Source organism: Lysinibacillus sp. UBA5994, assembly GCF_002429725.1.
Lineage (GTDB): Bacteria > Bacillota > Bacilli > Bacillales_A > Planococcaceae > Lysinibacillus > Lysinibacillus capsici.
Window position 1 is genome coordinate 266,269 of record NZ_DJAU01000012.1, and the last position, 26,035, is coordinate 292,303.

The window sequence follows — 26,035 nt, forward strand, 5'->3', positions numbered from 1 at the left end:
TACGTGTTCACATTTAAGGATATTAGTTTAAAAATAAATAGTTTAATGTTAAACTATTTTACGTCAGGAGAGCTGATTTGCTCTTTTTCGTGTAATTTGAAGGAGGAATTGAAGATGAATCGAGTAAAAAATAAAGTGGCATTAGTGACAGGTGGAGCTTCTGGTATTGGTTTATCAGCAGCTAGCTTGTTAGCAAAAGAGGGCGCAAAAGTAGTCATTGCTGATTTTAATGTAGAGGGTGCTAAAGAAGCAGCAGCAACTTTAGTCAATAATGGGTATGAGGCAGCAGCCGTTTTCCTTGATGCAGGGAATGCTTCCTCCATTGAAGCGGCCGTGAACTTCACTGTAGAACGATACGGCTCATTAACGGTGCTCTTTAATAATGTTGGTCTAACTAACCTGAAGAAAGATTTAGATATATTAAATATTGATTTAGATGAGTGGGACCGCTTAGTCAATGTGAATTTAAAATCCATATTACTAGGAAGTCGTTTTGCCATTCCACATATGCAAAAAGCGGGCGGGGGCTCAATTATTAATACGGCTTCTATGGCTGCATTCGCCAGTGACCAAATACGTACAGCCTATGGGGCAACAAAAGCAGGTGTGGTGAATATGACGAGAAACATTGCCACACAATTTGGGAAGGATCATATCCGTTGTAATGCGGTTGCACCAGGTCTTATATTAACACCTGCCGCGAAAAACAATATGCCAGAAGAAATGCTGGCCATTTATGCGAAATTTAATGCGCTACCATATCATGGAGAAGCGGATGATATTGGCCATGCAGTTGTATTTTTAGCCTCTGACGAATCAAAATTTATGACGGGCCAAACACTGCAAATTGAAGGCGGACATTACCTCGCTAACCCAACCATCGCTGATACTAATAACTGGCTAGCATCTTTATAGTCAATAAATAAAAGAGGTTGTCTTAAAATAGACAACCTCTTTATTATTTGGCACAAGCTTAGCTACATTTGAGGAGCTTCCAACCCAAACTGAGCCCATTCCTCTTTCGCTGGACCATAAATACCTGGAACAGTTAAACCAGCCTGACGCATCAGAACCGTCATTTGACCGCGATGATGACTTTGATGCTGTAGTAAAAATAATAACAGGGAACCATTGGGCATTTGTTGACCAATAAATTCAATCGTTTCAGTCATTGTCTTGTCAGTCCATTGCGATTGTATCGCTTCCACAAAGGCTTCACTCGCTTGGTGATAGCCATCTGCAATGAACTGAGCAGAAGTAGGAACTGGAAAATCCTTTGCTGGGGCTTCAAACGCTAAATTCGAATTCAAGGTAATAATTCGAATTGCAGTAACCGTGTGCCAAGCAACCCGTCCTAAAGTCCAGTTTTCGGGAGTGATTGCCTGATGTAGCGATTCATCTGTAAGGTTATTAAGTAATTTTTGCGTAGCAGCGGCTTCAAATGCCCAAGACTGTAAAAAATGATCGATTGTTTGAAACATGAAATCCCTCCAAAAATAGCCTATGATGTATTATTTTCCTATGCTCCTAAAAGAAAAGCAAGATAAAGCACTGCATAAAGGGGAAGGGCAATAGAGAGCAGGATGTACATGCTCCATTCACCAATCGATAATTTTCGTTGCCACCTCGTTAATTTAAGCTGTCGACAATAGATCATACTAGCAAGTAAAAAAATTAATAAAGTAAAATCCTTTAAGTTATCTAAAAAGATGTTCAGAATATCAACTCCTTTAGGCATTTGCAATATATGTGTCAACAAGACGTTCAATGACCATAAGCTGAGCCAACATAAAAAGTGCGTCTCTATCTAACATAGAAACGCACTTCGATTTATTCGTCTCGAATGACAATAAAAACGCCACTAAAAATTAATAGGGAGCCTATCCAAAAGGAAAGCCCAATCGTCTCTCCCAATAAGAGCCAGCCTAAAAATGTGCCAACAATTGGTTGAAAGAAGAAAAATAAGCCGCCACTAGACGCATTCATTAGTTGAAGCCCTTTATTCCACAATAAAAAACCACCAGCTGTTGAGATAATGCCTAAGTAAAGCAAGCCGCCTGAAATGGTCGGTTGTAAAACACTTGCCAGATCTAAATTCTTTAACCTTGGAAGGACAAAAGGGGTCAATAACATCACGGCAATCATAGATGTATAGGTTGTGACAACAATTTGTGAGTAATGGCTTGGTACCTTTTTGACGAATACCGACATCAATGCCCACGTTAAGGCAGCAAACAGTAAATAGAGTCCACCTAATTGCTGTGTCACATCGATTTGACCATTGCCTACAACGATCCCGACACCAATCGTGGCAAGAGTGATAGAGAAGCATTTTTTCAGCGTAATGCTTTCTTTTAAAATCAAACGGGCGAAGACAACCATAAAAGCAGGGGTTGTAGCAGTAATAATTGCCCCCATCTGCGCGGTGGATAGCATTGTGCCCATTTCCTGTGTCACAATTGAAATCGTGTTCCCAATAAGGCCAACAAGAAAAATGATCAGCCAATCTTTTTTAGCTATTTTCCAGGATTGCCTCATCATGATCCCAATGATCCCGAGTGCAATCACCGCGATCAAATAGCGCATCCAAACAAGCTCTAATGGTGGCACAACCTCCACCACTACTTTAACAACTACATACATGGCACCCCAAATACTCGCAGCAAGCGATAAAAAGATGGCACCGATTATTAGATTTCTCATGTTTTTTTCCTCCGTTTTCATAGATACCTATGCCCTTAACGGAGAAAAAGCGCTTCTACCGTTAAGGAAGAAGAAGTGCTGGTACGTCCTGTTCAAATAATGGAGCAAACATCATAATAATCCCACCATCCTCAAGTCATTTTTTATTAGTATAATAGAATACACATCGTTTTCATAGGGAGATTTCATGAAAGCAAAAAGAGGGGGATGTAAATGGTAATACTTCAATACGAGATGGAAGAGAAGGATTTGCCAACCATAAAGGAGGTCTATCAATCTGTAGGGTGGATGAAACATGATGAACAGATTATCAAACAAGTTTTCGATGCAAGCACACATCAAGTTTTCGCCGTGGTTGATGGAAAAATAGTGGGCTTTGCTAGAGCTTTGTCAGATGGCGTATTTAATGCCGCCATTTACGATGTGGTTGTGCATCAAGCCTATCAAGGCACAGGGATTGCTCGTTTACTTCTAGAGGATATGATCGCACAGTTAAGGGAGGTATCCTGCATTCAGTTAATCGCCACAACAGGGAATGAACCGTTTTATGCAAAAATGGGCTTTAGAAAATTGAAAACGGGTATGGCCATCTATAAAAATCAGCAACTAGCTCAAGAATATCTGGATTAAAGGAAATGGTCGGAAACCCACAAATGGTTTCCGACCTTACAATTTTATTTCATTATAATTAGACTGGATGAAATAGCTGTTAGTGGACACCTGCTTATAGTGCCCTACATTCCACTCATTCAAGTTGATTAAATCCTTAAGGAATTTGGGGACAGGGCAATTCCAATCTACATTTGCTATTGTTAGTGGGAAATTATCCTCAGCGGGATTAGGTGTATGGATATTAACTGAATCCAAACCAGCATCCTCCTCTACAAACTCCATCCATATTTGATAAGGTTTTCCGAATGTCGAGAGCCTTTCTGATAAGCGGTTATATAGGGCTATATGTGCTTTGATGTGCTCTCTTCTTATCTTTAAACCATCATTGCCGTACCCGTAAAAATCAAGGTGAGTGTGCCACAAATTAAACCAACCTTCTTCGTCAAAGTCTACAATAGATAGCTCTGTGGTTGTTTGTCGCCATAAGTTACGGAAATAACGCCTTTTCCCACGAAATTTTTTCAAATTACTGTTCCTCCATTTAAAAAGCTGTTCCTTTCATTGCGTTGCCTTTTATTAAAATAAAGGCTTTGGCAATCCACTAAGATGCGCGATAACAGAGATTTGCCCAACATGGTAAGCTTCATGTGAGTAAACATGATGAAACAACCAGTTAAGTGTAGGGACGAAAGGTGGCGTCCAACCATCGGAAAACTTCGGCACCTCGACTATTTCATTGAGCTGCGATTCGTCTAATGTATGTAGAATGTCATCCGTATAATTTCTAATTTGAATATAGCTATCTAGTATTTCCTTTGGCGAACAATCATCGTGAAGGTTTAATATACAAGGATTTTTAAGTCCAATTTCATTCACCCAATAGTCTTCGCTACTTGATAAATGAGAAATAATCCATGCTACATTATTTGGATAAAACTCAGATGTCTTAAACCAAAACGTCTCATCAAGTGTGCTTAGGTAAGGTATTAACGTTTTCCTAAGATCATTACGATATGGAAATCGCACATCTATACATCCTTTCATTTATTAATAGGTTTATTGTATAGGAACAAGCACGGGATAGGAAATGAATCCTTTTTTCTTCGGTTGAAGGAGGTCTGGAATATTAAAAAAATCACCTAGAGGAAGGTGATTAAATCGGATTGACTTTAAGTTCTCTTAGAATTAAAAGAACGCCCATTCCATACACAATAGAAATGGCTAAAGGTACAAGTGTGAAGGCTTGATCGACAAAGAAGCCACCTAAAATCAGAGCAGAAAAGCAGACGCCTAGAGTCACAAATAAATAAGCCTTACTTTTATAAATCCATATGTATGGCAGAAAATGAGAGCCTGCAAGTAAACCAATTGTAAAGGGAAGATATTCAGGTATGTTCATATACACAATGATAAATACAGGTATGTAAAAAGCTTGAGGAGCGGCAACGATTCCTCCTAACGTCCCTAAAGGATTGCCAGTAGCGTTTAAATTAATCCCAAGAATTTTACTAATACCTAAACCGATAGGGAAAATGGCACCTAAGCCAAATATCCAACTTAAACGAACTGCTTCGATTGGCAAAACTAAGGGCATTAGAGTAAAAAGTAAAAAGACAACCGCACCAGAAAGTAAAATGGGAAATCCCTTTTTTACTTCAACGATCATTTCCTTTTGTAAATCTTCCAGTGTTTTATCCATCAACGCACCATCCTTCATGAAATAAATAGAATATAACCTATAATATACCAGTATATTTCTATTTTTACCACAGATGATTTTAAATGGAACTTTTTAGAAAAGTTTGCGATCCATTGCCTAAAAAATTCTTGAAGACCAAGATTATTATTAAAATTGTTGATTAGTGAAAGAAAGTCATTCCTTTTATCTTTCTTACGTTATAAGTACCTAGGGAGAATTTTGGGATTGGAAAATGAAATAGTCGTCACCTTCTATAGAATGGTTATTACCTCTAACAAAAACGCAATTTACTCAAACATCATGCATGTATAAAGGTTACTCGCTTTTTTTTTGTCTCAATGTTAGCATTGTAGAATATTGGAGGTATCATATGGGACGAGATAAAAAATTTTCTGAACAAGACCTTTGGCATCATACGCATCAGCTTTTGCTATCTGTTGGATATCAAGGGTTTACAATGAGCTTGCTTGCACAAAGTATTGGCGTATCAAGGGCCGCAATTTATAAACAATATCCAAATAAAGAAGAACTTATTATTCAATTTATGGTTTGGCAAATGGAAAAAAGCATCGAGAACCTTTCAAATGTTAATTTTTCGCAATCATTTGAACAACAGCTTGAGGACTTACTTGTTCGTATGTTTGATATGCGCGACCTACATCAAATTTTAGGATTCGCCTCACAAATTAATGACGTATCGCTAGTTGTGAAGCAAAAAAAGGAAGTATTAAATAACATGCATGGTGGACTTTACATACCACTTCAACAAGTAATTAAGCAGGGTAAGGAAGAGGGGATAATTGCAGAAGATCGTAACAACTTTATTTTGCTTAGCTTCATTTTTCAATTGATTGACATGCCAAACCATCTCAATATGCCTATAGAAAGCTTTTTAAAGGAGATCAAACTGCTTATTTTACATGGTATTTCAAAATAAGTAACAAGTATGTCACTTATTTTAGTTACACATGTGTAACTTTTGTGTATAATGAAAAAGAATTCATATTTAGCAGGATTCAATCTTTGCTCATATGAATTCTATTTCTAATATGGAGGCTACATCATGTTTTTAGCACTAAAAGAATTAAAATATGCGAAGTTCCGCTATGTAATGATGACCACAATTATCATTTTAATCGCATGGCTCGTGTTCATTTTATCGGGACTTGGCAACGGTTTAGCGACTTTGAGTGCCGCTACACTGAAAAATATCGACGCAGAATACGTTGTCTATGAAGAAACAGCAGGGGCTACATTCGCAAAATCGATCCTGTCAGAAAATCTGCAAGATGATTTAGAAAAACAAAAAAATGTAGATAAAGTCGCTGCGTTTGGCGCTTCTACAATAGCAGTCGGCAAAACAAAGTCAAAAGATGCAGATTCGAAGGAAGATGTCGCATTTTTAGGCGTTGAGCCAGACGCATTTTTTATGCCAGAGGTAATCGAGGGTGAAAAATTATCATACGACAACAAAAAAGGTGTTGTTATTAACGATACGTTAAAAGAAGCAGGCTACAAGATTGGTGATATTTTACTAGTAGCAAACTCTGACATGAAATTAGAAGTGGTAGGTTATGTAAAAGGAGAAACCTATAATCACTTACCTGCTATTTTCACAGTACTGGAAAACTGGCGTGATTATCAATATGCAGCTCCTGGCTCTGATAATGATACGGACAAGGCTGTACAAGCTTTCTTCCTAAAGGCTCCTAACTTAGAAGATCCATCTCCTATCGATAAAGCCGTAAAAGATGTTGAAACGGTTACAAAGAAAACAGCAATCAACGGTATGCCTGGTTATAAAGAAGAAAACGGCACTATTATGATGATGCTCGCTTTTTGTATCGTAATCTCTGCATTCATTATTGCTGTATTCTTCTACGTCATTACAATGCAAAAGACACAACAATTTGGTGTCATGAAAGCAATTGGCGCTAGCAATGGTTTCATCGGTAAAGCAATTGTTGCACAAGTAGCGATTCTATCAGTATTAGGTATCGTTATTGGTATCGTCTTCACATACTTAACGGCTAAAATTTTACCAGAGGGTATGCCATTTGACTTAGAACCGACCTTAATCATTACCTATGCGATTGTTTTATTAATTATTGCATTATTAAGTTCAATTGTTTCTGTACGTCAAATCGTTAAAATCGATCCATTAACAGCATTAGGGAGAGTGGAATAAATGGCGCTATTATCATTACAAAATGTTTCTAAAAGCTATAAAGAAGGCGCTAGCACTGTCCAAGCATTAAAGCAAGCAACACTTGAAGTAGAAGCTGGGGAACTAGTAGCCATTATCGGTCCATCAGGTTCTGGTAAAAGTACACTACTTTCAATTGCAGGCGCTCTATTACAGATGTCAGAGGGTACTGTAGAAATTAACGGCAGGAATATTGTTCATCTTTCAGCAAAACAATTAGCAAGTTTCCGTTTAAAAGAGCTTGGTTTCATTTTACAAACATCTAACTTAGTACCTTACTTAAATGTACTTGATCAATTACTACTGGTGAAAAAAATGGGTGGTAAAGTGACAAAAGATGATAAAGAGTTTGCAAAGCAACTACTTACAGAGCTTGGCTTAAGTGATAAATTTAAAAAAATGCCGAATGAATTATCAGGTGGTGAGCGTCAACGTGTTGCGATTGCACGCGCATTCATGAATAACTCAAAAGTGATTTTAGCCGATGAACCAACTGCTAGCCTTGACTCTAAACGGGCACTTGAAGTCGTAAAGCTTCTTGCCAAAGAAGCAAAAGAACGTAATAAAGCTGCCATAATGGTAACCCATGATGAACGAATGCTACAGTTCTGTGACCATGTATACCGTATGGAAGATGGCGTGCTCACGCAACAATCTTAATCAACACAAAATAAAGGCTGGTATTTAGCTTTCATCAAAAAGGACTCGTGCTTTTGTGTCAGTAAAAGTGCGAGTCCTTTTCGTTATAGAAAGGAATATTAAATGATTTTTATTGTTTAAACGATCAACCTAAGCTAGGAAAAACATTTGATGATTATGCACGTTTATCAAGCCTCTTCAAAAACTACTACGCAGGTCTTTGGGATGGAACACTACAATAATCTGTATGCTTTAAAGCCTGATTTTGATGCCATAACGGAGTATGCTAGGCTGCATAATAAAGGCGGATTTCATGCGTTTATGCCTGATACAAAGGAAGGAATAGCAGAGAGCCGAAACTTTTGCTCACTCTATTGCATTGATGAGGAAGCTGCCACAGGTATATCCAATGGGGCTTTTACCTGTTATTTTTTAAATATAAATGTTTTTAATCAAGAGTACATATTTAGAAAAGCTACCTTTATATTGAATATGCCATTTTCAATATAAAGGTAGGATAAAAAAATTAGGATAAAAAAATTAATATTTGACTTTAGTAATAATAGGGGTTTCAACTCTACTATTCAATTTTTGGAATAGCCAGATAGCAAGGAATAAAGCCATGCTTACAGTACCAAAACCGACCCAATTCAAATTTAGGACAGAGGTATGACTGATGACAAACCCGCCTAATGCAGACCCCAGTGCAAAACCGAATTGGATAAAGGAGGTATTTATGCTTAGGGCAATGTCTGGATTTCGAGGTACTAGTGTAACAAGAAGGAGCTGCTGGGCAGGAGAAATACTCCAAGTTGCTACCATAAAAATCATTAAAATCAAGATCAATACAAAGAGATTGATACCAGCTAGTGCGAATAAGAGGAGCGTTACTGCTTGTAACAGCAATCCAAAACAAATGGTAAAACGCGAACCCTTTGCATCAGCCAATTGCCCGCCCACTCTTGAGCCAAGAAAGCTACAGATGCCAGCTAAAAATAGAATGCCACTAATTTCAGTCATAGAAAGAGGGGATGTGGCTTGCAAGAAAGGCGTAATATAAGTAAATAGGGTAGCGTAGCCACCGACATAAAATAAAGTAATCGCCAGGGCAGTTAGAATTTTTGAATCTTTTAAAATCGAAAGCTGCGACCTGAGTGTAACAGCTTCTTCCTCCTTGATAACTGGAATTTTTTTATAGATGATAAGCAGTGGAAGAATGGTTAATAAACCGATCAACATAAATAAAACTCTCCATCCAAATATTTCGCTAAAAAATGTGCCAATTGGAACACCCAGCACGAGCGAACTACTTAGTCCCATCAAAATGATGCCGATAGCACGGCCTCTTCGTTCTTTTTCAACTAATCGAGTAGCTACTGCCATGGCTACCACTGTAGCAATTCCTCCGCTAACCCCTTGAATAATTCGTATCCCTAGTGCGTACTCAAAAGAAGAGGCGATAAACATGAATCCGTTACTAATAATGAACACACTAACGGTAGCCATAAGCAACTTTTTGCGATCCACATTGATCGTGAGCGCAATGAGAATTGGAGCGAAAATGGCTGCTGCTAGGGCAAATAAAGTCACTAATAACCCAGCTTCTGAAATCGTTACTCCAAAGTCGACGGCAATCATTTCAATAACGCCTGTAATAATGTACTCAACGGTTCCGATTAGAAAAACAATGAGTGATAAAACATAGATAATCAGCTTATTTTTCAACTCAATTCACGCTTCCTTCAGCTATTTATAATAGGTATTTGTATCTCCATTAATTGGACGTTTTGGGTTGTAGATAATGGTAAATAGATTTCTCTACCTGGTTCGTTTTCCTTGACTTGATAGTTATTTTCTACAATCCAGTTAGCTAAATCAACACAGGCTGTACAAGCAAAGTTAGAATCTGAACGAAAGGTCATTGTGGCCATCATTGGCTCAGGAGGAAGAGTCCGTAGTTGAAATGTGTCAGGGAATGATGAAAGCTCCTTGGTTAAAAAATAGCCGACTTCAAATTCAAACTCGTCTTCTTTCTCCTCTATTTCTTTCCATAAAACAACCTGAGGACTTTGAGCTAATTGGCGCATTTCCTTTGTGAGTAATTGATTAAATGTACGAAACAGATCTGGAATATCTTCTTCTCTCCCGCGTGCTTTCAAAGAAAGGAATTGCTGAGCATCCACTGCCTTGATGCGGATTTCTTGATCTGATTCCACCTGACCCTCTCGTTCTAAAAGTTGCATACGTTCTTCAATTCGTGCAAGCTTGGCCTGTTCCGTCTGGATAATATGTTGAATCTCACTTTTTTTCAGCTTAAACATCCCTTGTATATCTTTTAACGAAATATCTTCGTGGAGCAAACGTATAATTTGTGGCAAGGTAAACCCCAATTCCTTATAGAGAAAGATCCGATTGAGCTCTAGTAGCTGGTCTGCTGAATAGTATCGGTAGCAAGTATCATGGTCCACCTTTCTCGGCTTTAATATGCCAATCTGATCATAATAGCGCAATGTTTTTAAGGATACTTTGCTTAGCCTAGAAAATTCACTGATTTTAAACAAAATATCACCTCCAATCTAATAACTTAATGCAAGTATACAGTTTCCTGTGCAGGGGAAAGTCAAATGCTTTTTAAATAACCTTACTACAATCTAATGTAGTAAGGCTCTTGTGAATATTTCAATGAATGTTAAATATATAAATAACAATAATAATATAATTAAAAACAATTATTATTTATTGTTAATCAATAAATTTCGTGTTAAATTTATAATGTCATTAAATAAGTGAGGTGCTTTCAATGAATGTTAAACCAGGTTTAACATCTTTTTTAAAGGTAATAATTCTTCTGGCTGGGATGGCCATTCTTGCCCTATGTATATTTTTTGTACCTCCTATGGCTCATTTCGCATCGAGTTTGTATCCGAATTTTTACCCAATGAATTATCTCATTTTCATTGTGATGTATGGATCGGCTGTACCTTTTTACATTGCTCTCTATCAGGCTTTTAATCTTTTACGGTACATTGAAGCGAATACAGCTTTCTCGGAATTATCTGTAAAAGCATTAAAGTACATAAAGTGGTGTGCGATAATAATCAGTGGCTTGCACCTATTAGCTTCACCACTTTTTCATTTTATAACAAACAAAATGGATCCTCCTTTTGGAATAGTGGGACTCCTCATCATTTTTGTCTCACTAGTTATAGCCATTTTTGCGGCTGTCCTCCAGCGGCTTCTACAAGAAGTGACGAATATAAAATTAGAAAATGATTTAACGGTCTGAGATGGATGATATGGTGATATTAGCCAAACGAAAACTGCTCATAGAAGAGATGGAGAACATATCATTTAGAATTCGGAATCCTATGGAAGTTTAATAGTAACGCAAGTAAATTTCTAGATAGATATGTAGTTTAATCTTTTAAGGGGGCTGATCCACTTTTATTCTACTTTTGCTATACTTTATGAAATTGAATAGTATAGGAGGCTATAAAAGTGGATTGGAAGATAAAAAAATTTGATGAATTAACCGTAAAAGAACTATATGAGATACTGAAGGTTCGTGCGGAAGTTTTTGTTGTAGAGCAAGAATGTGTCTATCAGGATCTAGATTCAAAAGACGAAAATGCTTATCATTTATTTGGTGAAGACCAAGGAGAGGTAGTTGGGTATTTAAGAATTCTACCCAAAGGAATAGCATATCAAGAAGCAGCAATCGGAAGAGTGTTAACAAAGCAAACCTACAGAAAAAAGGGATTGTCTCTGGAAATGGTTAAAAGAGCAATTGATTATATTCTAGATGATATTGGAGAAGACGCAATCCGCATTTCTGCGCAGGCATATTTGCTAAAATTCTATGAGGGCTTCGGATTTGAAAAGACATCAGAAGTTTATTTAGAAGATGGAATAGAACATATAGAAATGCTATATAAAAGGCTGTAATTATCAGACACCTTGCGTTTAAAGAGGAGGATAACCCTCAAATAGCAGGATAGATTTCTAAAAGTAGAGGATAAAACTGAAAAAGTAGCGGATAGAACGCTTAAAGTGAGGGATAGCCCTCAAATAGCAGGATAGAATTCTAAAAGTGGAGGATAAAACTGAAAAAGTAGTGGATAGAACGCTCAAAGTGAAGGATAACCCTCGAATAGCAGGATAGAATTCTAAAAGTGGAGGATAAAACTGAAAAAGTAGCGGATAGAACGCTTAAAGTGGAGGATAAAACTAAAAAAATAGCGGATAGAACGCTCAAAGTGAAGGATAGCCCTCAAGTAGAAGGATAGAATCCTAAAAGTGGAGGATAAAACTGAAAAAGTAGCGGATAGAACGCTCAAAGTGAGGGATAACCCTCAAATAGCAGGATAGAATTCTAAAAGTGGAGGATAAAACTGAAAAAGTAGCTGATAGAACGCTCAAAGTGAGGGATAGCCCTCGAATAGCAGGATAGAATTCTAAAAGTGTCGGATAAAACTGAAAGAGTAGCGGATAGAACGCTTAAAGTGGAGGATAGCCCTCAAATAGGAGGATAGAATTCTAAAAGATGATAAAATAGCAGATTAACAAATTGTAAAAATTGAGCGCTATCCGAGCATAAGGATAAGCGCTTTATTTTTTTCTTGAACTTTTAAGCCCTTAAACTAGTATTTAACCTTCAACCCTAGTAATGAAGCAAAACCTATGGCTTGTTCAGTAGAGACTTCACACCCATTTAAACTTTCTGGAGTTACTTGAAGTCTTTTAAATTTACATGTACTGATGTCTATTCCTTTTAAGGAAGTTTGGGAGAAATCCACATCATTTAGATCACTTTCCTGAAACGCCACCTTATTAAGTAAACAATCATAAAAATTCGCACCTTGCAGGGAGGTGCTATCAAATAGCACTTGTTTAAAGCGCACTTCGGGGAAATTGCATAAGTTTGCAAGACAATTTTCAAATGAAACATTACCGAGGTTTGCTTCAGTTAAATTCAACCCTAATAGTTTACAGTTTTTGAAGGCCACTCTATGAATGATGCCTTCACTTAAGTTAGTGTTAGATAAATCACAGTTTTCAAAAATGACGTCCGTTAAATCAATTTTTTGAAAGGTACAATCGATGAATGTGACATTTTTAAAGATAACATTAGAGACGATTAATCGTTCAATATCCTCGTGAGCAATGACTGTATCCGTAATCTTGCAATTTGTTAAATAGGGTTCCTCCTCATAAAAAATATCCTGAAAATTTGCTTTGTCAAGATTCGGGGATATTTTTGGTGATATAAGTTGGAAATTGTATGACATATTAGCACACCCTTCAAATATAAATAAAAGCTTCTTCTATTTAGTATAAGTGCAAACCTAAAATAAGAACACCGTCTATACGGTGCTCTTATCTGGTTTATACAAAGGATTCATCATCTTACTAAAAACGGAGGCTAGTACCTGTTGAAACAGCATACCGAACACAACAGGCATGGCGACTTTACCTGGAAAGTACGTTGTGGCCACGATGACACCGACTGCAATATTTCTCATGCCACCAGTAAAAACAAAGGTTGCCATTTGTGGACCGTCTTTTAACAGATATCGACCAATGACGTAAGCAAATAGATAGCCTGATACTGCAAGGAAGAACACTAAAAGCACCACGAAGAAGAGATGCATGTTGATATCCTTTAAGTAGGGAGCAATGGCACTGCTATTAATCAGTATGACAGCAAATAAACATAGCTTTGAAAAAGGAGCAAGTTTCTTACCGATTTTTTGGGGGATGGCTCCTTTCGAAAGTTCATTCACTAAGATACCTAAAATCGTGGGTAAGACAATCATCCATAGTAAATTCAGAATCAGGGATGCCACATCCAAATCAATTTTTTCACCCGAAACGATATAGAGGATGAAGGGGAGGATGATGGGTGAAAGGAGCGTATCAATTAAAATAATTGATAAGCCTAACGGTAAGTTCCCTTTGCAAATATTGATCCAAATAACACTCGTTACGCCTGTTGGAAGTGCAACTGCTAAGACAAAACCAACAGTCAACAAATGGTCATCGAACAAAACAGTGGATAAGAAATAAGCCCATAAAGGCATCAAGAGATGAAGAAAAAGGATGGAGAATAAAATGAGAACTGGATGCTTCATGAAAATTTTTACATCTTTAAATCTCATATGTAAGCTTCCTGAGAATGTCATGAAGGCAAATAGCCAGGAGACGAGGAATAATAAATGATGTCCAATACTTTCTAAGAATACACCTACAATTAAACTTAATGGTGTCAGGATCGCAATGTATTTTTGGAGAAATACATTTAGTTTTTCTAACATACAAAGACCTTCTTTTTTTATCTGATTTTATCACTTTTATTATAATCGTAGGTAAATTTACCACAAAAAAAGCAGAAGATTTACTCCTGCTAAGAATTTACATGTTTTTTATTGGTTTCTTTAGTGAACGGCATCCATACAATGCCTACGATCAATAAAATATTACCTGTCCACCTAACCCATAAATAATAAGGCTGGTCTTTTAAAAAGTACAACGAAGCTAGGATAATAACCATCCCAATACCAATCATTAATTTTAAATAAATCGGAGTTTTTGCCATTCTCCTGCCTCCTTTCTATCTTTTCATGAACATGTATCTATATCACTCTTTTACCTATCCAATGCGCAGTAAAGACAATGGGGAAAAATAGTGTGCCAAAAGGCAGGCTTATCAAAACGATATGCCAAGTAAGGATGCCACTAGTAAACAAAGATTTAAATAAAATAATGCTATAGGGAATAATGATGATGGCTGATGTTATAGCTCCTGGTGTAACAGAACGAAATAAGAGCGATTGTCCAATATGGGTAAAAGCATGGATAAAGAAAACAAGTGTAACAGCTGTGAAAAAATAGATAGTAAAAGTGACTCCGTTTAGAAAATAGTAGTTAGCCAGAATGGTAGAGAGACTGACAAACAAGAAGATAAATAAGACAGCAACAGCAAATTGTGCGGTGCTCATTGAAAATTGTTTCACCACTTTATCGGCTATTTTTTGGGGTAATCTTTCATACAGCTTATGACGATTATGATGTAACCATTTCTCTACCATAATAATTTCTTCAAAATCATGAATAATAAATAAAATAGGAAACAACCAAATTAGTGTTTGAACATTCGACCATTCCATATGAATACCTCTCTCCTTATCACTATGCTGGTAGTGTTACTGAAAATACCATATTTATATAATATATGTTAATAATAACATATTAGAAAAAGTTGTAAGCTAAGATTCATTTATTATTGAATCTAATTATTAAGAAATCGGGGATGAAGCTGTGAGTGAAATCGATAAACGTAATAGACTAAACAAGGAACCATTTACGTATCAAACGACAAAAAAGGGGACTGTCGTTATTTATTATGAAGGCAAGCAAATTAAAATCGTCAAGGAGAAAGAGGCTGAGCGTCTACTAGCAAAAATTCAGCAGGTGGAGGGGCAGATAAAGGAAGTCCAGCTATTGTTAGCTAAAATTACGGGTAATTTTAAAAGAGGTAACGAGAAATTGGCTAACCATCAAAAAGGGAATGAAGGTTAAAAAAGATTTATTGAGATAATAATTATGCAAAGCTAATAGTAACTTATTGAATTGGTTTTTCCTTTTTAAGGCAGGCGTTAAGGGGGTTATTACGATTATTTACTGTATGGTTCTTTTTATAAAAATACAAGCACTTGCTTTGTCCAATGAGAAGGGAAGATAAATTAACGCACAATTAGCGGATTTGAATTTTTTGTTAATTATTAGCTCATTTTACCATTTTGTCGATAACCTGTGTTATTCTATATTAGAATAATAAATTAGGAGGCGGTAATATGTATTACAGCAATGGTAACTATGAAGCTTTCGCACGTCCTAAAAAACCTGAGGGAGTCGATAAAAAGTCTGCTTATCTGATTGGCTCGGGACTAGCCTCACTGTCAGCAGCATGTTTTTTAATTCGTGATGGCCAAATGAAAGGTGAGAACATTCATATTCTTGAAGAGTTAGATATTTCAGGAGGAAGTCTAGATGGCATACTTAATCCGACGAGAGGGTTTATTATTCGCGGTGGACGAGAAATGGAAGATCATTTTGAATGCTTATGGGATTTATTCCGTTCCATTCCTTCGTTAGAAGTAGAAAATGCTTCCGTTTTAGATGAATTTTACTGGCTTAATAAGGAAGATCCTAATTATTCAAAATGTCGATTAATGAAGGATAGAGGCCAAAGACTTGAGGATGATGGCAAGTTCACTTTATCAGACAAATCCTCAGAAGAAATGATTAAATTATTCTTTACGCCTGAGGAAAAATTAGAGGACAAAAAAATCACAGATGTTTTCTCAGATGAATTTTTTGAATCGAATTTTTGGCTCTATTGGTCCACAATGTTTGCGTTTGAAAAATGGCATTCTGCGATGGAGATGCGTCGTTATATTATGCGTTTCATTCATCATATTGGCGGATTACCAGATTTATCGGCCTTAAAATTTACAAAGTATAATCAGTATGAATCGCTCGTGTTGCCAATGATTAAATACTTAGAAAGTCATGATGTTGATTTCCAATATAATACGGTTGTAGAAAATGTTTTAGTTGATAAGGTAGGAGACAAAAAAGTAGCTCATACATTGGTGTTACGAAAAGATGGTGTGAAAAAGAATATTGAACTAACAGAAAATGAGTTAGTGTTTGTGACAAATGGTAGTATTACAGAAAGTACAACATACGGGGATAATAATACGCCAGCCCCTATCAATAAAGATTTAGGTGGCAGCTGGTCCCTGTGGAAAAATATCGCTGCCCAAGGTGAAGAGTTTGGTCGACCAGAAAAGTTCTGCGATAATCTGCCAGAGGAAAGCTGGTTTGTTTCAGCTACCCTTACAACATTAGATGATCGTGTGGCTCCATATATTGAAAAAATCAGTAAAAGGGACCCATACGCTGGTAAGGTCGTAACAGGAGGGATTGTCACAGCTACCGATTCTAATTGGATGCTAAGCTATACATTGAACCGACAACCTCACTTTAAAAATCAACCAAAGGACCAATTAGTTGTTTGGATTTATGGCTTACTATCAAACAAGCCAGGTGATTTTATTAAAAAAAGTATTACGGAATGTACAGGCATTGAGATTGCACAAGAGTGGTTATACCATATGGGTGTACCAGTGGATGAAATTCCAGACATTGCACAAAATTCTTGCAATACGATTCCATGCTATATGCCTTACATCACTTCTTATTTCATGCCAAGAGCAATGGGTGATCGTCCACTTGTTGTGCCAGAAGGATCAGCTAATTTAGCCTTTATTGGCAACTTCAGCGAAACAGCAAAAGATACAGTCTTTACTACTGAATATTCCGTAAGAACGGCGATGGAGGCAGTCTATCAACTATTAACGATTGACCGAGGTGTGCCAGAGGTGTTTGCGTCTGCCTTTGATGTTCGCACATTATTAGCATCAACGGCTCGTTTACTGGATGGTAAAAAACTAACAGATATTGATGCACCATTTATCTTAAAGCAAATCGGTAAATTGGGTATTCATAAAACAAAGGATACAATCATTTATGATTTACTGAAAGAAAGTAAACTAATATAGTGTTGAAAAAGAGACAAAGCAGTTTGAGGGGCTTTGTCTCTTTTTTTTATAGCCAGTCTTTTACATAGGCAAGTAAACCGATAAACGCACCTAACCCCATGCCAATAAAGACAGGCACTATGAGGTTGGCTTTCTTGTGTACAGTTTTCATTTCTTCCATTGAAATCCCTTCTTTCCCATCACATACTTAAAATTCTAAGCGCATCGTTTGGTTCGTATCCTTGAACCCGTGTTTTTCATATAAGGATTTAGCGCCTTTATTTTCAGTCAATACATTTAATTCCAGATAGTCCAAGTGACGATAGGCTGCCCATTTTTTCGCTTCATCTAATAAAGCAGACCCAATTCCTTTGTTTTGGTAATGCTTGCCAACAATCACATCCACAATAAAAGCATATTTGTGTTCAACCAAGCAAGTATAGGGTGGGGTCGTCGTTTCTTTAATAAGCAAAAAGCCTACTACTTCGTTCTCGAATGTTGCGATTAAAATATCTGAATCATCTTCAATGATCGTAAACCTGATAAAGTTGGCATCTTGTTTGGCAGGTTTGATATATTTAGGTTGAAGAATCGACATCTCTAAAAAAAGCTCTTGGTATAAACGCTCAATTTGTGGAATTTCATCGAGCGTTGCAGTTTTTATTTCCATACTATCCCTCCGTCAGTTTAGTATCATAGTAAGTAATATTTTACATTAATGGTTGATTAATAGAAAGGAGAAGGCACATGAGGTTATGGCATATAGATTTAATTGCGTATCTACCAAAAGGACAACTACTGTCGCAGTGGAGAGAGCTAAATAGCATATTTGCGAAAGAGGATCAGCATATACTGATTAATTATATATACGAATACCCAAAAGAAGATTTGTATTTGTATACAGAAAAAGTCATGGATGAAATGAAGAAGCGGGGTTATCAAATTCGAACCTACGAAAAAAAGAATAACTACTTTAAGGGTTTGGGCCCAGTAAAGGATAGGAGACCCTTTCAACAGCATCATAATCAGGAATATCTTGAAATATGTTTTTATAATTTAAAGGAGAAATTTATAAGAGGCCAGAAGGATTATGAAGAGGAATTGTATCAGCAATTATGCACATATATAAATAACGTGCTTTAACTAGGAGGGTTATACATGTTAAGAGCGATTATATTTGATGTAGATGGAACGATTTTGGATACGGAGCAAGCGATTTTACAGTCGTTGCAAAGAACCTTACGAGAAGAAACAAAACAGGACTATCCCTTTGAGGCATTACGATTTGCTTTAGGCATCCCAGGAAAAGATGCATTGCAGAGGCTTAACGTGGATGACGTAGAGGCTGTGCATCAGAAATGGTCTGCGACTGTGCTGGATTTTTCACATGAAGTGGCTGTTTTCGAAAGTCTAGAGGAAGTTATTCAGCACCTTGCAACAAAGCCACTACAATTAGGGATTGTCACTTCTAAAACAGCGCAAGAGGTAGTGGATGAATTTGAGCCGTTTGGGTTAAGTGAGTATTTCCAACATATTGTAAGTGCCAGTGATACGGAAAAGCATAAACCACACCCAGAGCCGCTGTTAAAATGTCTGGACGCATTACAGGTAGCACCAGAAGAGGCCATCTATATTGGTGATTCTATCTATGATTTACAATGCGCAAAGCAAGCAGGCACCAAATTTGCCCTTGCCCATTGGGGAGCCAAATCCACCATTGGCTTTGAGGAGGCAGATTACGTTTTTTATGAGCCAAAGGATATTTTAGCAATCGTTAAGTAGCATGAAAAACAGAAGATGGTGTCCTAGATTTCACACCATCTTTGCCTATGAGGAAGGTAAATAGTTAAAAAGGTTAAGACAGTCAAATTCCTTAAATCTACACTCACATGGGATAGGATATTGAACGTAAATAAATGGCTCACCTGATATGGATAAGTACAGTCGCTTCATATGAATGTGAAAACTTAATGAAGGAACATGGAGTTGCGTAGGCAGCTCTTTTTTTCTTTCTTGAGTAGTGGCATCAAAAAATTTATAAGAAAAGTAATTGACACCCTAACTACTCGGTGTTACTATGTAGTTGTAATAAGTAATACTTAATAGCTTCTCGAAAGCGAAAAAAATTTACCTAAGTACTAAGTTGTACAGAATAGTAAAGCGAATAGAGGTGGTTCTGCATATGGAAAATTTAACAGAGATGCTGAAGGGGTCCCTGGAAGGCTGCGTACTGGAAATCATTAGTCGTCATGAAACCTATGGATACGAAATTACCCGACGCCTGAACGAGTTAGGGTTCACTGAGGTCGTGGAAGGGACGGTCTACACCATCCTCGTGCGTTTAGAGAAAAAAAAACTGGTGAATATTCAAAAGAAACCATCAGATATGGGACCGCCCCGCAAGTTTTACTCACTTAATGAGGCTGGACGTGACGAACTAAAATTATTTTGGGAAAAGTGGGATTTTATCTCGTCAAAAATCAATGCTCTAAAGTCTTTTTAGTTTCATATGATAATGCGTCTGAACTTTAGCTTGATAATACAAAGGAGGAAAATAACGTGATCGAATTGTTCAAAAAAATGATGGGTGATAAAAAAGAGTACAAGATGATGATGGCACGGGTCGAACAACTACCAGAGGATTACCAATTTGTGTTTAAAAAAATTCAAAACTACATGTGGAATTTCACAGTGGGTAATGGGATGGATATGCTGCATATGCAATATGAATTGATCGAGTTGTTCGAGGCTGGGGCAGCTGAAGGCAGGAAAGTGCTGGAAATCACTGGCGAAGATGTAGCGTCTTTTGCTGATGAGCTAGTGGCAAACGCAAAAACCTATATCGCCAAGTATCGTGAAGATTTAAATCAAAGCATTTTGAATCGATTAGGAAAAAAATAAATGGGTCAGTAATACCGACTGAATAGCTACTTGTTCATTGTTGCCTTCGCTATTCAGTTTTAATTTCAAACGGTACTAAGTTATACAGATTATCAGTCAGACTAAGTAGTTAAGGAAGGGTAATCTAACTCTGCAAAGAGATTTTTAAAAAGGGAGGAAAAAGGATGAGCAAAGATACGATTTCTGTAAAAGGGTTAAAAAAATCTTTTAAAGAAAAGGAAGTTTTAAAGGGCGTGGATTTTGAGGTGCGGCGTGGCGAAATTTTCGCATTGTTAGGCTCAAATGGAGCAGGGAAAACGACGATAATCAATATTCTCTCCACATTGATGAAATCTGATGGTGGCAAAGTAGGGATTTGCGGTTTTGATGTCCAGCACCAACCAGATCATGTTCGTCAGAGCATCAGCCTAACAGGGCAGTTCGCCACTTTAGACGGTATGCTCACAGGGCGGGAAAACCTGATTATGATTGCTAAATTGCGAGGAGTTTCCAATCCCGCTCAAACCGCAGACAATCTACTCGCAAGATTCAGCCTGACAGATGCGGGCAATCGTCGGGCCGACAATTTCTCTGGCGGGATGCGGCGCCGACTTGACATTGCCATGAGCATGATTGGGTCGCCAGCGGTTATTTTTCTAGACGAACCAACGACAGGGCTTGATCCTGAAGCACGAATGGAAGTCTGGGAAACAGTCAAGGAGCTTGCGGATGGTGGCACGACCATCCTGCTAACGACCCAGTACCTGGAGGAAGCCGAACAACTGGCGGATCGTATTGCCATCCTACATGAAGGAAAAATTATAACGACAGGCACCCTTCTAGAACTTAAAGAGATGTTCCCACCTGCGAAAGTAGAGTACATTGAGAAGCAGCCAACACTTGAGGACATTTTCCTCGCCATCATTGGCAAAAAGGAGGATTTAAATGAAGAGTAAAACATGGGTATTGCTAGGGCGTTTAATGCGTAACATTATGCGCAGCCCAGATACAATAATTACGGTGGCTATTACGCCAATTATGATGATGCTACTATTTGTCTACGTATTTGGTGGCGCAATAGAGACTGGCACAGCCAACTACGTTAATTATTTATTACCAGGAATCTTATTGATGGCCATTGCATCAGGCTGCGCTTACACTTCCGCACGGCTGTTTACAGATAGAAAGAGTGGGCTGATGGCACGTTTTATCACCATGCCCATCAAGCGGTCGTCTGTATTGTGGGCTCACGTGTTGGCCTCGCTTATTTCCAACGCGCTTACTGTTGTAGTCGTTATCCTTGTTGCGTTCTTGATGGGTTTCCGTTCTAGTACGGATCTCTTGGATTGGTTTGCGGTAGCTGGCATACTAGGGCTGTTTACGCTAGCACTGACATGGTTGGCAGTCATTCCTGGATTAGCAGCAGGGTCTATGGAGGGGGCAACAGCCTATTCGTACCCGCTGATTTTTCTACCCTTTATCAGTTCGGCCTTTGTTCCCACGGAAACCATGCCTAAAATTATCCGTGCGTTTGCTGAGAACCAGCCCGTTACCTCAATCGTCAATGCAATTCGCGCCCTCTTATATGAAGGCTCTGTTAGTAATGATATCTGGCCCGCTCTTATGTGGTGCATCGGCATCATGGTCATCGCATATTTTTTCGCCATTAAACAATTTAAACGCCAGTTAGGCTAAATTCGTCATTATCAAATAAGCCATACGAAAAAGTCGATTTCTTATTGTATAGGAAATCGACTTGTTCTCGCTTCTATTCAATCTATATGGATAAAGACAATGCTAATTTCGAAAATGATTTCGTGCTAGAAGGGTTGCTGACTGATATTCAGAAGGCAAATCATCCTCAAAATAAATCGCTTCTACTGGACAAACTAATTCACAAGCTCCACAATCAATGCAAAGATCTGGATCAATTACATATTGGGTATCTGTCATAACAATGCAATTTACTGGACAGACATCCAAACAGACAGCTGCTTTTTCATCCCTGCATAATTCTGTAATTACAAATGCCATTATAAATCCTCCTATACAGACAACTGGTGTTTTAATTCTTCGGGTGAGTGTTTCCAATACGCTTCATTAAATTCAGATAAAAACTGAAAAAGTAGCTTTTTTGAATGACGATCCATATGCTGCAAGAGAAATTTCCCTTTCAGTGCCTTATCTAAAAAATTTACCTGCTCTGGCAAAGATTTATAGCCAAGCTTAATACGACGTTCTTCTTTTGATACCCGTACTTCACTTGCGGTACATCCCGCATAATAGGGGCCATTTTGATTAACCTGAATCGCTACCCAAACTATCCAATAACGATAATAATCGCTACTAGCATGAGCTAGATCAGGTGAAAAACGAACTTTTTTTTCAATTTTACTTCGTCCGTGTAAGGCTTCTAAATCTATAAACACGTGCTCTTTTTCACAATCTATAATAATTGACGTTACATTATTTAGATCAAGGGTACCTACTCCGTAACCTCCATCTCCGTCAGTTGAATCGTTACTTAAAATTGTAAAATGCATTTTCTCTTTCATAGAAGTCACCTCGACACATTTGTATTTCCTTATTAATAAATAGTTAATCGGTCTGAACATACAGTTTTTGCTCATAGCAAAACGCATAAAAAAAACATCACTGTACGCTACGTTGTACAAGATGTTCTACCTGTTGGTAATTTTTCAAGTACAAATCTAACAAACACATTACGTATAGTTTTATAAATTAAGATACTGAACGTTTTAGTAGTAATTTTTTTCTATACGTAATGGTTGTCTAGGATTTTTCCTCATACTTTTATCGTTAAAAAGTATAAATACAATATAACGTCTAACATCAATGATTGTCTTCAGACTAATGTCTGAAATGTTATGTATTGGAAATTTGACGATAATACAGTGATTGGACCTTTAATTAGCAGAAGGTTGTTGCTATAAATTTTGCCATTCCGTTTTAATTGGTAGAAACCAAGCAGCTGAAAAAGGACTAAGACTCCTGAAAACAGCTAATTTTTCTATAAAGGACAATAAAATTGCTTGTTGTTGTAACAACAATAGTGTACGATACATAGTATAAGTTATACAGTGTATGTCATATAGTAAGTGAAATTGAGGTGAGTGAATGAGTACGTTACTGAATTCATTAATGACAGAACTTAGGAGAGGAACACTGACATTAGCCGTTTTAAGTCAATTACGAACACCGCAGTATGGATATTCACTTGTTCAATTATTGGAAGATTCGGGCATTAACATTGATCAAAGTACCTTATATCCATTGCTTCGCCGTTTAGAAAAACAAGAGTTAGTGACAAGTAGCTGGGAAACCTCTGAGAGTAGACCCCGCAAGTATTATGTATTAAGTGAATTTGGATTAGACGTCTTTTTGCAATTGAAACGAGAATGGATTAATAATTCAAAAGAACTTTATGAGCTACTAAAAGGAGATGAGGATAAAGATGAATCTGACTGAAATTTATATTCAAGAAGTCACGCGGAGGCTGCCTGAAAAAAATCGTGAGGATATCGCACTTGAGTTACGATCAACCATTGAGGATATGTTACCTGATGATTACCATGAGCATGATGTAAAGGAAGTGCTGGAAAAGTTAGGGAATCCAGCGGCGTTAGCGAGCGGTTATCGTGATCAACCAATGCATTTAATCGGCCCTCGCTATTTTGATGTATACCTCTCGTTACTAAAAATGATTATTCCCATTGCCGCTGTCATTGCGGTAATCTCAATGATTGCTGAATATTTTATTAGTTTTGGTGGGGAAGAGGCGGTTATGAATGCTGTCCTCAATATGGTGGGTGAAGGAATATGGAGAATCATTGAAGTAGGCATACATGTCTTTTTCTGGCTAACGGTCGTATTCGTCATTTTGGAACGTACTGATAAAGGAAAAGAGCAGCATCCATTATCAGCAAGTCTTAAAAAATGGACTCCCGAAGATCTGAAAACCGTCATTTATATTCCTAAGAAAAAGGCAATTACCAAGCTTGAAGTATTTGGCTATTTAATGTGGACGGCCATTTGGGCAACTTTTTATTTTTATGCAAATCATCTTTTAGGTATATATGAAGATGGTGGAGAGGGTCTCGAATTCGTAATGCCAGCTTTAAATCAGGATGTTTTACTTCATTATTGGCCCATTGTGATCGTTGTCATTGCTCTTGAAATTGGGTTAGCTCTCTACAAACTACTGAAAGGGCAATGGACGAAAAAGGTGGCAATCTTTAATACAATTGTGGAGCTTTTCGCAACCGTTGTATTCATTGTGATAGTAAGTAATCCGAATTTAATGAACCAAGAAAGTATCGCGTACATGAGTAATTTATTTACCACATCTACTAAGCAATTTGAAATATGGCTAATTGGCGGCATAATTATTATATTTGTTGTATCTGCGGCAATCAGTATATTCGACGGCTTCCGCAAGGCTCGAATCCGTTAATTCATCGTTGTTTAGCATTAATTAGTACGCAACCATGGATACTTTACTTAAAGATGGCCTCCGTATAGAGCCATCTTTTTCTTTTGAAATCTATGTAGGATGAAGTGAAATTACATAAATAAACAGTGGGGAAGTAAAATGGATTTACTAATTGGAATAGCAATTGTACTAATTGTGTTTTTCTCTTCAAGCATAATAGAGAGAAAGTTAAAATCGATTGAAAGGCAAGACAATCGCATAATAGAAATACTAGAAGAAATAAGAGATAGAAAATAAATAGATCGTCTATGAAAAGCGAAGTTTAGTATAACAATGAAATACCCCATCAAAGTAAGACAAGCTTTGATGGGGTGCTTTTATGATTCACAGATAAAAAAATCGCATGACATTCAATAAAGGGACAAGCTTACAATTTTAATGGGAAGGTATTATTCAGGCGGATATTTATACGTTTTGAGATGTGTGTGATGAATCAATTTAACATCAGGTCCTGAAGAAATTTCATAGGTCATTCGATCCTTTCCAATAGGAATCCATTGTCCGCCATCCGTAGGTTCAATTTCAAATGTAATTTGCATTTGAAAGCCTCGGAAATGATTTCTTTTTGTATCAATTACTTCAATTTTCCAAGGCGTAATATGAGGGGAAACATCCTTTTTAATCTTTGAATAATAATTGGTCAAATCTTCTTCAATATAAGGAGTAAGCAAAAGCATGAGCATATCCTGCAATCTCAGCTCGCTAGAATCCTGTGTTGGTTCAGCTGTTGAAGCGGGTATTGTTTGAAATGAAGGAACTAGTACAAGGGGGAATATAAAGACGAGTAACATCTTTTTCATTTTCTTCTACACCTCTTTGTGATCTTTCCCTAATGCATTGTATTGTTACCTTTATGGAATGAAGTATGTATGATCGAAGTAAAGGTGTTCGAGTATAGGTTATACAAATAATTGAAGATATTTTCTGACATGACGATTGGCAAAAAATAAGCTGCGATACGGTTCATCACAATAAATGGTGTGGAACCAATCATTTTGATGGGGCCTTGCTATACTTTGACCAACATAGGTATTCGATAAAAAATTTAAAATAACCTCTAACATAAATCTACGTTCCATCATAACGAAATAATTATATGTATTGGATGGCGATGAAGTGTGCAATAGGCAAAAAATAGAAGGGGCACAGATGGAAGTGCCCCTTAGTAACAAATCGGG

Annotated in this window: 33 protein-coding genes; 18 read left to right on the forward strand and 15 right to left on the reverse strand. The window is 37.3% G+C overall.

Annotation, left to right across the window (positions count from 1 at the left end):
- Positions 1 to 114: 114 nt before the first annotated feature.
- Positions 115 to 915 carry an SDR family NAD(P)-dependent oxidoreductase gene (locus B3D98_RS03915; protein WP_279494753.1) on the forward strand — a complete coding sequence of 267 codons (801 nt, stop codon included), beginning with the start codon at positions 115 to 117 and terminating at the stop codon, positions 913 to 915.
- A 62-nt stretch (positions 916 to 977) separates the two neighbouring features.
- Here B3D98_RS03915 and B3D98_RS03920 read toward each other — a convergent pair whose 3' ends face one another.
- Together B3D98_RS03920 and B3D98_RS03925 are read right to left on the reverse strand one after the other, a co-directional pair.
- Entirely contained in the window at positions 978 to 1,481 is a 504-nt protein-coding gene (locus B3D98_RS03920; RefSeq protein ID WP_279494754.1) for a DinB family protein, read from the reverse strand.
- 349 nt (positions 1,482 to 1,830) lie between these two features.
- Entirely contained in the window at positions 1,831 to 2,703 is an 873-nt protein-coding gene (locus B3D98_RS03925; RefSeq protein WP_054549404.1) for a DMT family transporter, read from the reverse strand.
- A gap of 213 nt (positions 2,704 to 2,916) precedes the next feature.
- On the opposite strand from B3D98_RS03925, the gene B3D98_RS03930 reads away from it, so the two are divergent.
- Positions 2,917 to 3,333 (forward strand): GNAT family N-acetyltransferase, encoded by a 417-nt coding sequence (locus tag B3D98_RS03930; protein WP_048393829.1) that lies wholly within the window; start codon positions 2,917 to 2,919, stop codon positions 3,331 to 3,333.
- A 36-nt stretch (positions 3,334 to 3,369) separates the two neighbouring features.
- Here B3D98_RS03930 and B3D98_RS03935 read toward each other — a convergent pair whose 3' ends face one another.
- From B3D98_RS03935 to B3D98_RS03945, 3 genes are all read right to left on the reverse strand, one after another.
- Entirely contained in the window at positions 3,370 to 3,840 is a 471-nt protein-coding gene (locus B3D98_RS03935) for a hypothetical protein (protein WP_054549403.1), read from the reverse strand.
- A gap of 51 nt (positions 3,841 to 3,891) precedes the next feature.
- Positions 3,892 to 4,341, reverse strand: a complete 450-nt coding sequence (locus B3D98_RS03940; RefSeq protein ID WP_288580775.1) for a DinB family protein — start codon at positions 4,339 to 4,341, stop codon at positions 3,892 to 3,894.
- Between the two features lie 127 nt (positions 4,342 to 4,468).
- Positions 4,469 to 5,014, reverse strand: coding sequence for a DUF7010 family protein (locus tag B3D98_RS03945; protein WP_048393824.1), 546 nt, complete (start codon positions 5,012 to 5,014; stop codon positions 4,469 to 4,471).
- Between the two features lie 370 nt (positions 5,015 to 5,384).
- Here B3D98_RS03945 and B3D98_RS03950 point away from each other — a divergent pair, with 370 nt between their 5' ends.
- The 4 genes from B3D98_RS03950 (at position 5,385) to B3D98_RS03965 (ending at position 8,369) form a co-directional block, all read left to right on the forward strand.
- Positions 5,385 to 5,951, forward strand: coding sequence for a TetR/AcrR family transcriptional regulator (locus tag B3D98_RS03950; RefSeq protein WP_048393822.1), 567 nt, complete (start codon positions 5,385 to 5,387; stop codon positions 5,949 to 5,951).
- Positions 5,952 to 6,077: 126 nt separating this feature from the next.
- The gene (locus tag B3D98_RS03955) at positions 6,078 to 7,202 is read left to right on the forward strand and encodes an ABC transporter permease (RefSeq protein WP_054549399.1); all 1,125 of its coding nucleotides are present in this window, start codon (positions 6,078 to 6,080) and stop codon (positions 7,200 to 7,202) included.
- Entirely contained in the window at positions 7,203 to 7,880 is a 678-nt protein-coding gene (locus B3D98_RS03960; protein WP_054549398.1) for an ABC transporter ATP-binding protein, read from the forward strand.
- 150 nt (positions 7,881 to 8,030) lie between these two features.
- Positions 8,031 to 8,369, forward strand: coding sequence for a PhzF family phenazine biosynthesis protein (locus B3D98_RS03965; protein WP_288580781.1), 339 nt, complete (start codon positions 8,031 to 8,033; stop codon positions 8,367 to 8,369).
- 30 nt (positions 8,370 to 8,399) lie between these two features.
- On the opposite strand, the gene B3D98_RS03970 is transcribed toward B3D98_RS03965, so the two are convergent.
- On the reverse strand, positions 8,400 to 9,584 hold the full coding sequence (locus tag B3D98_RS03970; protein WP_054549397.1) for an MFS transporter: 1,185 nt from the start codon (positions 9,582 to 9,584) through the stop codon (positions 8,400 to 8,402).
- A 17-nt stretch (positions 9,585 to 9,601) separates the two neighbouring features.
- Positions 9,602 to 10,420: a MerR family transcriptional regulator gene (locus B3D98_RS03975; protein WP_048393818.1), complete on the reverse strand. Its 819-nt coding sequence runs from the start codon at positions 10,418 to 10,420 to the stop codon at positions 9,602 to 9,604.
- Positions 10,421 to 10,659: 239 nt separating this feature from the next.
- On the opposite strand from B3D98_RS03975, the gene B3D98_RS03980 reads away from it, so the two are divergent.
- Together B3D98_RS03980 and B3D98_RS03985 are read left to right on the forward strand one after the other, a co-directional pair.
- Positions 10,660 to 11,145, forward strand: a complete 486-nt coding sequence (locus B3D98_RS03980) for a DUF2975 domain-containing protein (RefSeq protein ID WP_048393816.1) — start codon at positions 10,660 to 10,662, stop codon at positions 11,143 to 11,145.
- A gap of 212 nt (positions 11,146 to 11,357) precedes the next feature.
- Positions 11,358 to 11,804, forward strand: a complete 447-nt coding sequence (locus B3D98_RS03985; protein WP_288580790.1) for a GNAT family N-acetyltransferase — start codon at positions 11,358 to 11,360, stop codon at positions 11,802 to 11,804.
- Positions 11,805 to 12,499: 695 nt separating this feature from the next.
- On the opposite strand, the gene B3D98_RS03990 is transcribed toward B3D98_RS03985, so the two are convergent.
- The 4 genes from B3D98_RS03990 to B3D98_RS04005 form a co-directional block, all read right to left on the reverse strand.
- Positions 12,500 to 13,147, reverse strand: coding sequence for a pentapeptide repeat-containing protein (locus B3D98_RS03990; RefSeq protein ID WP_054549393.1), 648 nt, complete (start codon positions 13,145 to 13,147; stop codon positions 12,500 to 12,502).
- A gap of 75 nt (positions 13,148 to 13,222) precedes the next feature.
- Positions 13,223 to 14,173, reverse strand: a complete 951-nt coding sequence (locus B3D98_RS03995) for a bile acid:sodium symporter family protein (RefSeq protein WP_288580793.1) — start codon at positions 14,171 to 14,173, stop codon at positions 13,223 to 13,225.
- An 89-nt stretch (positions 14,174 to 14,262) separates the two neighbouring features.
- Positions 14,263 to 14,454 carry a hypothetical protein gene (locus B3D98_RS04000; RefSeq protein ID WP_054549391.1) on the reverse strand — a complete coding sequence of 64 codons (192 nt, stop codon included), beginning with the start codon at positions 14,452 to 14,454 and terminating at the stop codon, positions 14,263 to 14,265.
- A gap of 37 nt (positions 14,455 to 14,491) precedes the next feature.
- Complete coding sequence (locus tag B3D98_RS04005; protein ID WP_288580797.1) at positions 14,492 to 15,025, reverse strand: HXXEE domain-containing protein; 534 nt, start codon at positions 15,023 to 15,025, stop codon at positions 14,492 to 14,494.
- A gap of 151 nt (positions 15,026 to 15,176) precedes the next feature.
- Between B3D98_RS04005 and B3D98_RS04010 the strand changes: the two genes are divergently transcribed.
- The gene (locus tag B3D98_RS04010; RefSeq protein ID WP_288580800.1) at positions 15,177 to 15,437 is read left to right on the forward strand and encodes a hypothetical protein; all 261 of its coding nucleotides are present in this window, start codon (positions 15,177 to 15,179) and stop codon (positions 15,435 to 15,437) included.
- A 275-nt stretch (positions 15,438 to 15,712) separates the two neighbouring features.
- Complete coding sequence (locus tag B3D98_RS04015; RefSeq protein WP_066038265.1) at positions 15,713 to 17,485, forward strand: oleate hydratase; 1,773 nt, start codon at positions 15,713 to 15,715, stop codon at positions 17,483 to 17,485.
- 187 nt (positions 17,486 to 17,672) lie between these two features.
- Here the strand turns inward: B3D98_RS04015 and B3D98_RS04020 are convergent, their stop codons facing one another.
- Entirely contained in the window at positions 17,673 to 18,134 is a 462-nt protein-coding gene (locus tag B3D98_RS04020) for a GNAT family N-acetyltransferase (RefSeq protein ID WP_066038266.1), read from the reverse strand.
- Positions 18,135 to 18,211: 77 nt separating this feature from the next.
- On the opposite strand from B3D98_RS04020, the gene B3D98_RS04025 reads away from it, so the two are divergent.
- From B3D98_RS04025 to B3D98_RS04050, 6 genes are all read left to right on the forward strand, one after another.
- Positions 18,212 to 18,607, forward strand: coding sequence for a pyrimidine dimer DNA glycosylase/endonuclease V (locus tag B3D98_RS04025; protein WP_048393800.1), 396 nt, complete (start codon positions 18,212 to 18,214; stop codon positions 18,605 to 18,607).
- Positions 18,608 to 18,622: 15 nt separating this feature from the next.
- On the forward strand, positions 18,623 to 19,246 hold the full coding sequence (locus B3D98_RS04030; protein ID WP_288580807.1) for an HAD family hydrolase: 624 nt from the start codon (positions 18,623 to 18,625) through the stop codon (positions 19,244 to 19,246).
- Between the two features lie 400 nt (positions 19,247 to 19,646).
- Positions 19,647 to 19,967 (forward strand): PadR family transcriptional regulator, encoded by a 321-nt coding sequence (locus B3D98_RS04035; protein WP_004228545.1) that lies wholly within the window; start codon positions 19,647 to 19,649, stop codon positions 19,965 to 19,967.
- 56 nt (positions 19,968 to 20,023) lie between these two features.
- On the forward strand, positions 20,024 to 20,365 hold the full coding sequence (locus B3D98_RS04040; protein ID WP_036080890.1) for a DUF1048 domain-containing protein: 342 nt from the start codon (positions 20,024 to 20,026) through the stop codon (positions 20,363 to 20,365).
- A gap of 164 nt (positions 20,366 to 20,529) precedes the next feature.
- Positions 20,530 to 21,300 carry an ABC transporter ATP-binding protein gene (locus tag B3D98_RS04045; protein ID WP_103117984.1) on the forward strand — a complete coding sequence of 257 codons (771 nt, stop codon included), beginning with the start codon at positions 20,530 to 20,532 and terminating at the stop codon, positions 21,298 to 21,300.
- Positions 21,290 to 22,039, forward strand: coding sequence for an ABC transporter permease (locus tag B3D98_RS04050; protein WP_066038269.1), 750 nt, complete (start codon positions 21,290 to 21,292; stop codon positions 22,037 to 22,039). The genes B3D98_RS04045 and B3D98_RS04050 overlap by 11 nt, the downstream gene beginning before the upstream one ends.
- 102 nt (positions 22,040 to 22,141) lie before the next feature.
- Here B3D98_RS04050 and B3D98_RS04055 read toward each other — a convergent pair whose 3' ends face one another.
- Positions 22,142 to 22,378 (reverse strand): DUF362 domain-containing protein, encoded by a 237-nt coding sequence (locus B3D98_RS04055; RefSeq protein ID WP_004228537.1) that lies wholly within the window; start codon positions 22,376 to 22,378, stop codon positions 22,142 to 22,144.
- 11 nt (positions 22,379 to 22,389) lie between these two features.
- Positions 22,390 to 22,899 carry a YwhD family protein gene (locus tag B3D98_RS04060; protein ID WP_066038270.1) on the reverse strand — a complete coding sequence of 170 codons (510 nt, stop codon included), beginning with the start codon at positions 22,897 to 22,899 and terminating at the stop codon, positions 22,390 to 22,392.
- A gap of 583 nt (positions 22,900 to 23,482) precedes the next feature.
- Between B3D98_RS04060 and B3D98_RS04065 the strand changes: the two genes are divergently transcribed.
- Together B3D98_RS04065 and B3D98_RS04070 are read left to right on the forward strand one after the other, a co-directional pair.
- Complete coding sequence (locus tag B3D98_RS04065) at positions 23,483 to 23,833, forward strand: PadR family transcriptional regulator (RefSeq protein ID WP_048393791.1); 351 nt, start codon at positions 23,483 to 23,485, stop codon at positions 23,831 to 23,833.
- Positions 23,820 to 24,818: an HAAS signaling domain-containing protein gene (locus tag B3D98_RS04070; RefSeq protein WP_288580823.1), complete on the forward strand. Its 999-nt coding sequence runs from the start codon at positions 23,820 to 23,822 to the stop codon at positions 24,816 to 24,818. The genes B3D98_RS04065 and B3D98_RS04070 overlap by 14 nt, the downstream gene beginning before the upstream one ends.
- A 428-nt stretch (positions 24,819 to 25,246) precedes the next feature.
- Here the strand turns inward: B3D98_RS04070 and B3D98_RS04075 are convergent, their stop codons facing one another.
- Positions 25,247 to 25,657 carry a DUF3888 domain-containing protein gene (locus B3D98_RS04075; RefSeq protein WP_054549382.1) on the reverse strand — a complete coding sequence of 137 codons (411 nt, stop codon included), beginning with the start codon at positions 25,655 to 25,657 and terminating at the stop codon, positions 25,247 to 25,249.
- Positions 25,658 to 26,035: the final 378 nt, after the last annotated feature.

Coding starts and splice junctions, on each gene's coding strand:
- B3D98_RS03915 (WP_279494753.1), top strand. CDS start 115: ATGAATCGAGTAAAAAATAAAGTGGCATTAGTGACAGGTGGAGCTTCT.
- B3D98_RS03920 (WP_279494754.1), bottom strand. CDS start 1,481: ATGTTTCAAACAATCGATCATTTTTTACAGTCTTGGGCATTTGAAGCC.
- B3D98_RS03925 (WP_054549404.1), bottom strand. CDS start 2,703: ATGAGAAATCTAATAATCGGTGCCATCTTTTTATCGCTTGCTGCGAGT.
- B3D98_RS03930 (WP_048393829.1), top strand. CDS start 2,917: ATGGTAATACTTCAATACGAGATGGAAGAGAAGGATTTGCCAACCATA.
- B3D98_RS03945 (WP_048393824.1), bottom strand. CDS start 5,014: ATGGATAAAACACTGGAAGATTTACAAAAGGAAATGATCGTTGAAGTA.
- B3D98_RS03950 (WP_048393822.1), top strand. CDS start 5,385: ATGGGACGAGATAAAAAATTTTCTGAACAAGACCTTTGGCATCATACG.
- B3D98_RS03955 (WP_054549399.1), top strand. CDS start 6,078: ATGTTTTTAGCACTAAAAGAATTAAAATATGCGAAGTTCCGCTATGTA.
- B3D98_RS03960 (WP_054549398.1), top strand. CDS start 7,203: ATGGCGCTATTATCATTACAAAATGTTTCTAAAAGCTATAAAGAAGGC.
- B3D98_RS03965 (WP_288580781.1), top strand. CDS start 8,031: ATGATTATGCACGTTTATCAAGCCTCTTCAAAAACTACTACGCAGGTC.
- B3D98_RS03980 (WP_048393816.1), top strand. CDS start 10,660: ATGAATGTTAAACCAGGTTTAACATCTTTTTTAAAGGTAATAATTCTT.
- B3D98_RS03990 (WP_054549393.1), bottom strand. CDS start 13,147: ATGTCATACAATTTCCAACTTATATCACCAAAAATATCCCCGAATCTT.
- B3D98_RS03995 (WP_288580793.1), bottom strand. CDS start 14,173: ATGTTAGAAAAACTAAATGTATTTCTCCAAAAATACATTGCGATCCTG.
- B3D98_RS04000 (WP_054549391.1), bottom strand. CDS start 14,454: ATGGCAAAAACTCCGATTTATTTAAAATTAATGATTGGTATTGGGATG.
- B3D98_RS04005 (WP_288580797.1), bottom strand. CDS start 15,025: ATGGAATGGTCGAATGTTCAAACACTAATTTGGTTGTTTCCTATTTTA.
- B3D98_RS04015 (WP_066038265.1), top strand. CDS start 15,713: ATGTATTACAGCAATGGTAACTATGAAGCTTTCGCACGTCCTAAAAAA.
- B3D98_RS04020 (WP_066038266.1), bottom strand. CDS start 18,134: ATGGAAATAAAAACTGCAACGCTCGATGAAATTCCACAAATTGAGCGT.
- B3D98_RS04025 (WP_048393800.1), top strand. CDS start 18,212: ATGAGGTTATGGCATATAGATTTAATTGCGTATCTACCAAAAGGACAA.
- B3D98_RS04030 (WP_288580807.1), top strand. CDS start 18,623: ATGTTAAGAGCGATTATATTTGATGTAGATGGAACGATTTTGGATACG.
- B3D98_RS04035 (WP_004228545.1), top strand. CDS start 19,647: ATGGAAAATTTAACAGAGATGCTGAAGGGGTCCCTGGAAGGCTGCGTA.
- B3D98_RS04045 (WP_103117984.1), top strand. CDS start 20,530: ATGAGCAAAGATACGATTTCTGTAAAAGGGTTAAAAAAATCTTTTAAA.
- B3D98_RS04050 (WP_066038269.1), top strand. CDS start 21,290: ATGAAGAGTAAAACATGGGTATTGCTAGGGCGTTTAATGCGTAACATT.
- B3D98_RS04055 (WP_004228537.1), bottom strand. CDS start 22,378: ATGGCATTTGTAATTACAGAATTATGCAGGGATGAAAAAGCAGCTGTC.
- B3D98_RS04060 (WP_066038270.1), bottom strand. CDS start 22,899: ATGAAAGAGAAAATGCATTTTACAATTTTAAGTAACGATTCAACTGAC.
- B3D98_RS04065 (WP_048393791.1), top strand. CDS start 23,483: ATGAGTACGTTACTGAATTCATTAATGACAGAACTTAGGAGAGGAACA.
- B3D98_RS04070 (WP_288580823.1), top strand. CDS start 23,820: ATGAATCTGACTGAAATTTATATTCAAGAAGTCACGCGGAGGCTGCCT.
- B3D98_RS04075 (WP_054549382.1), bottom strand. CDS start 25,657: ATGAAAAAGATGTTACTCGTCTTTATATTCCCCCTTGTACTAGTTCCT.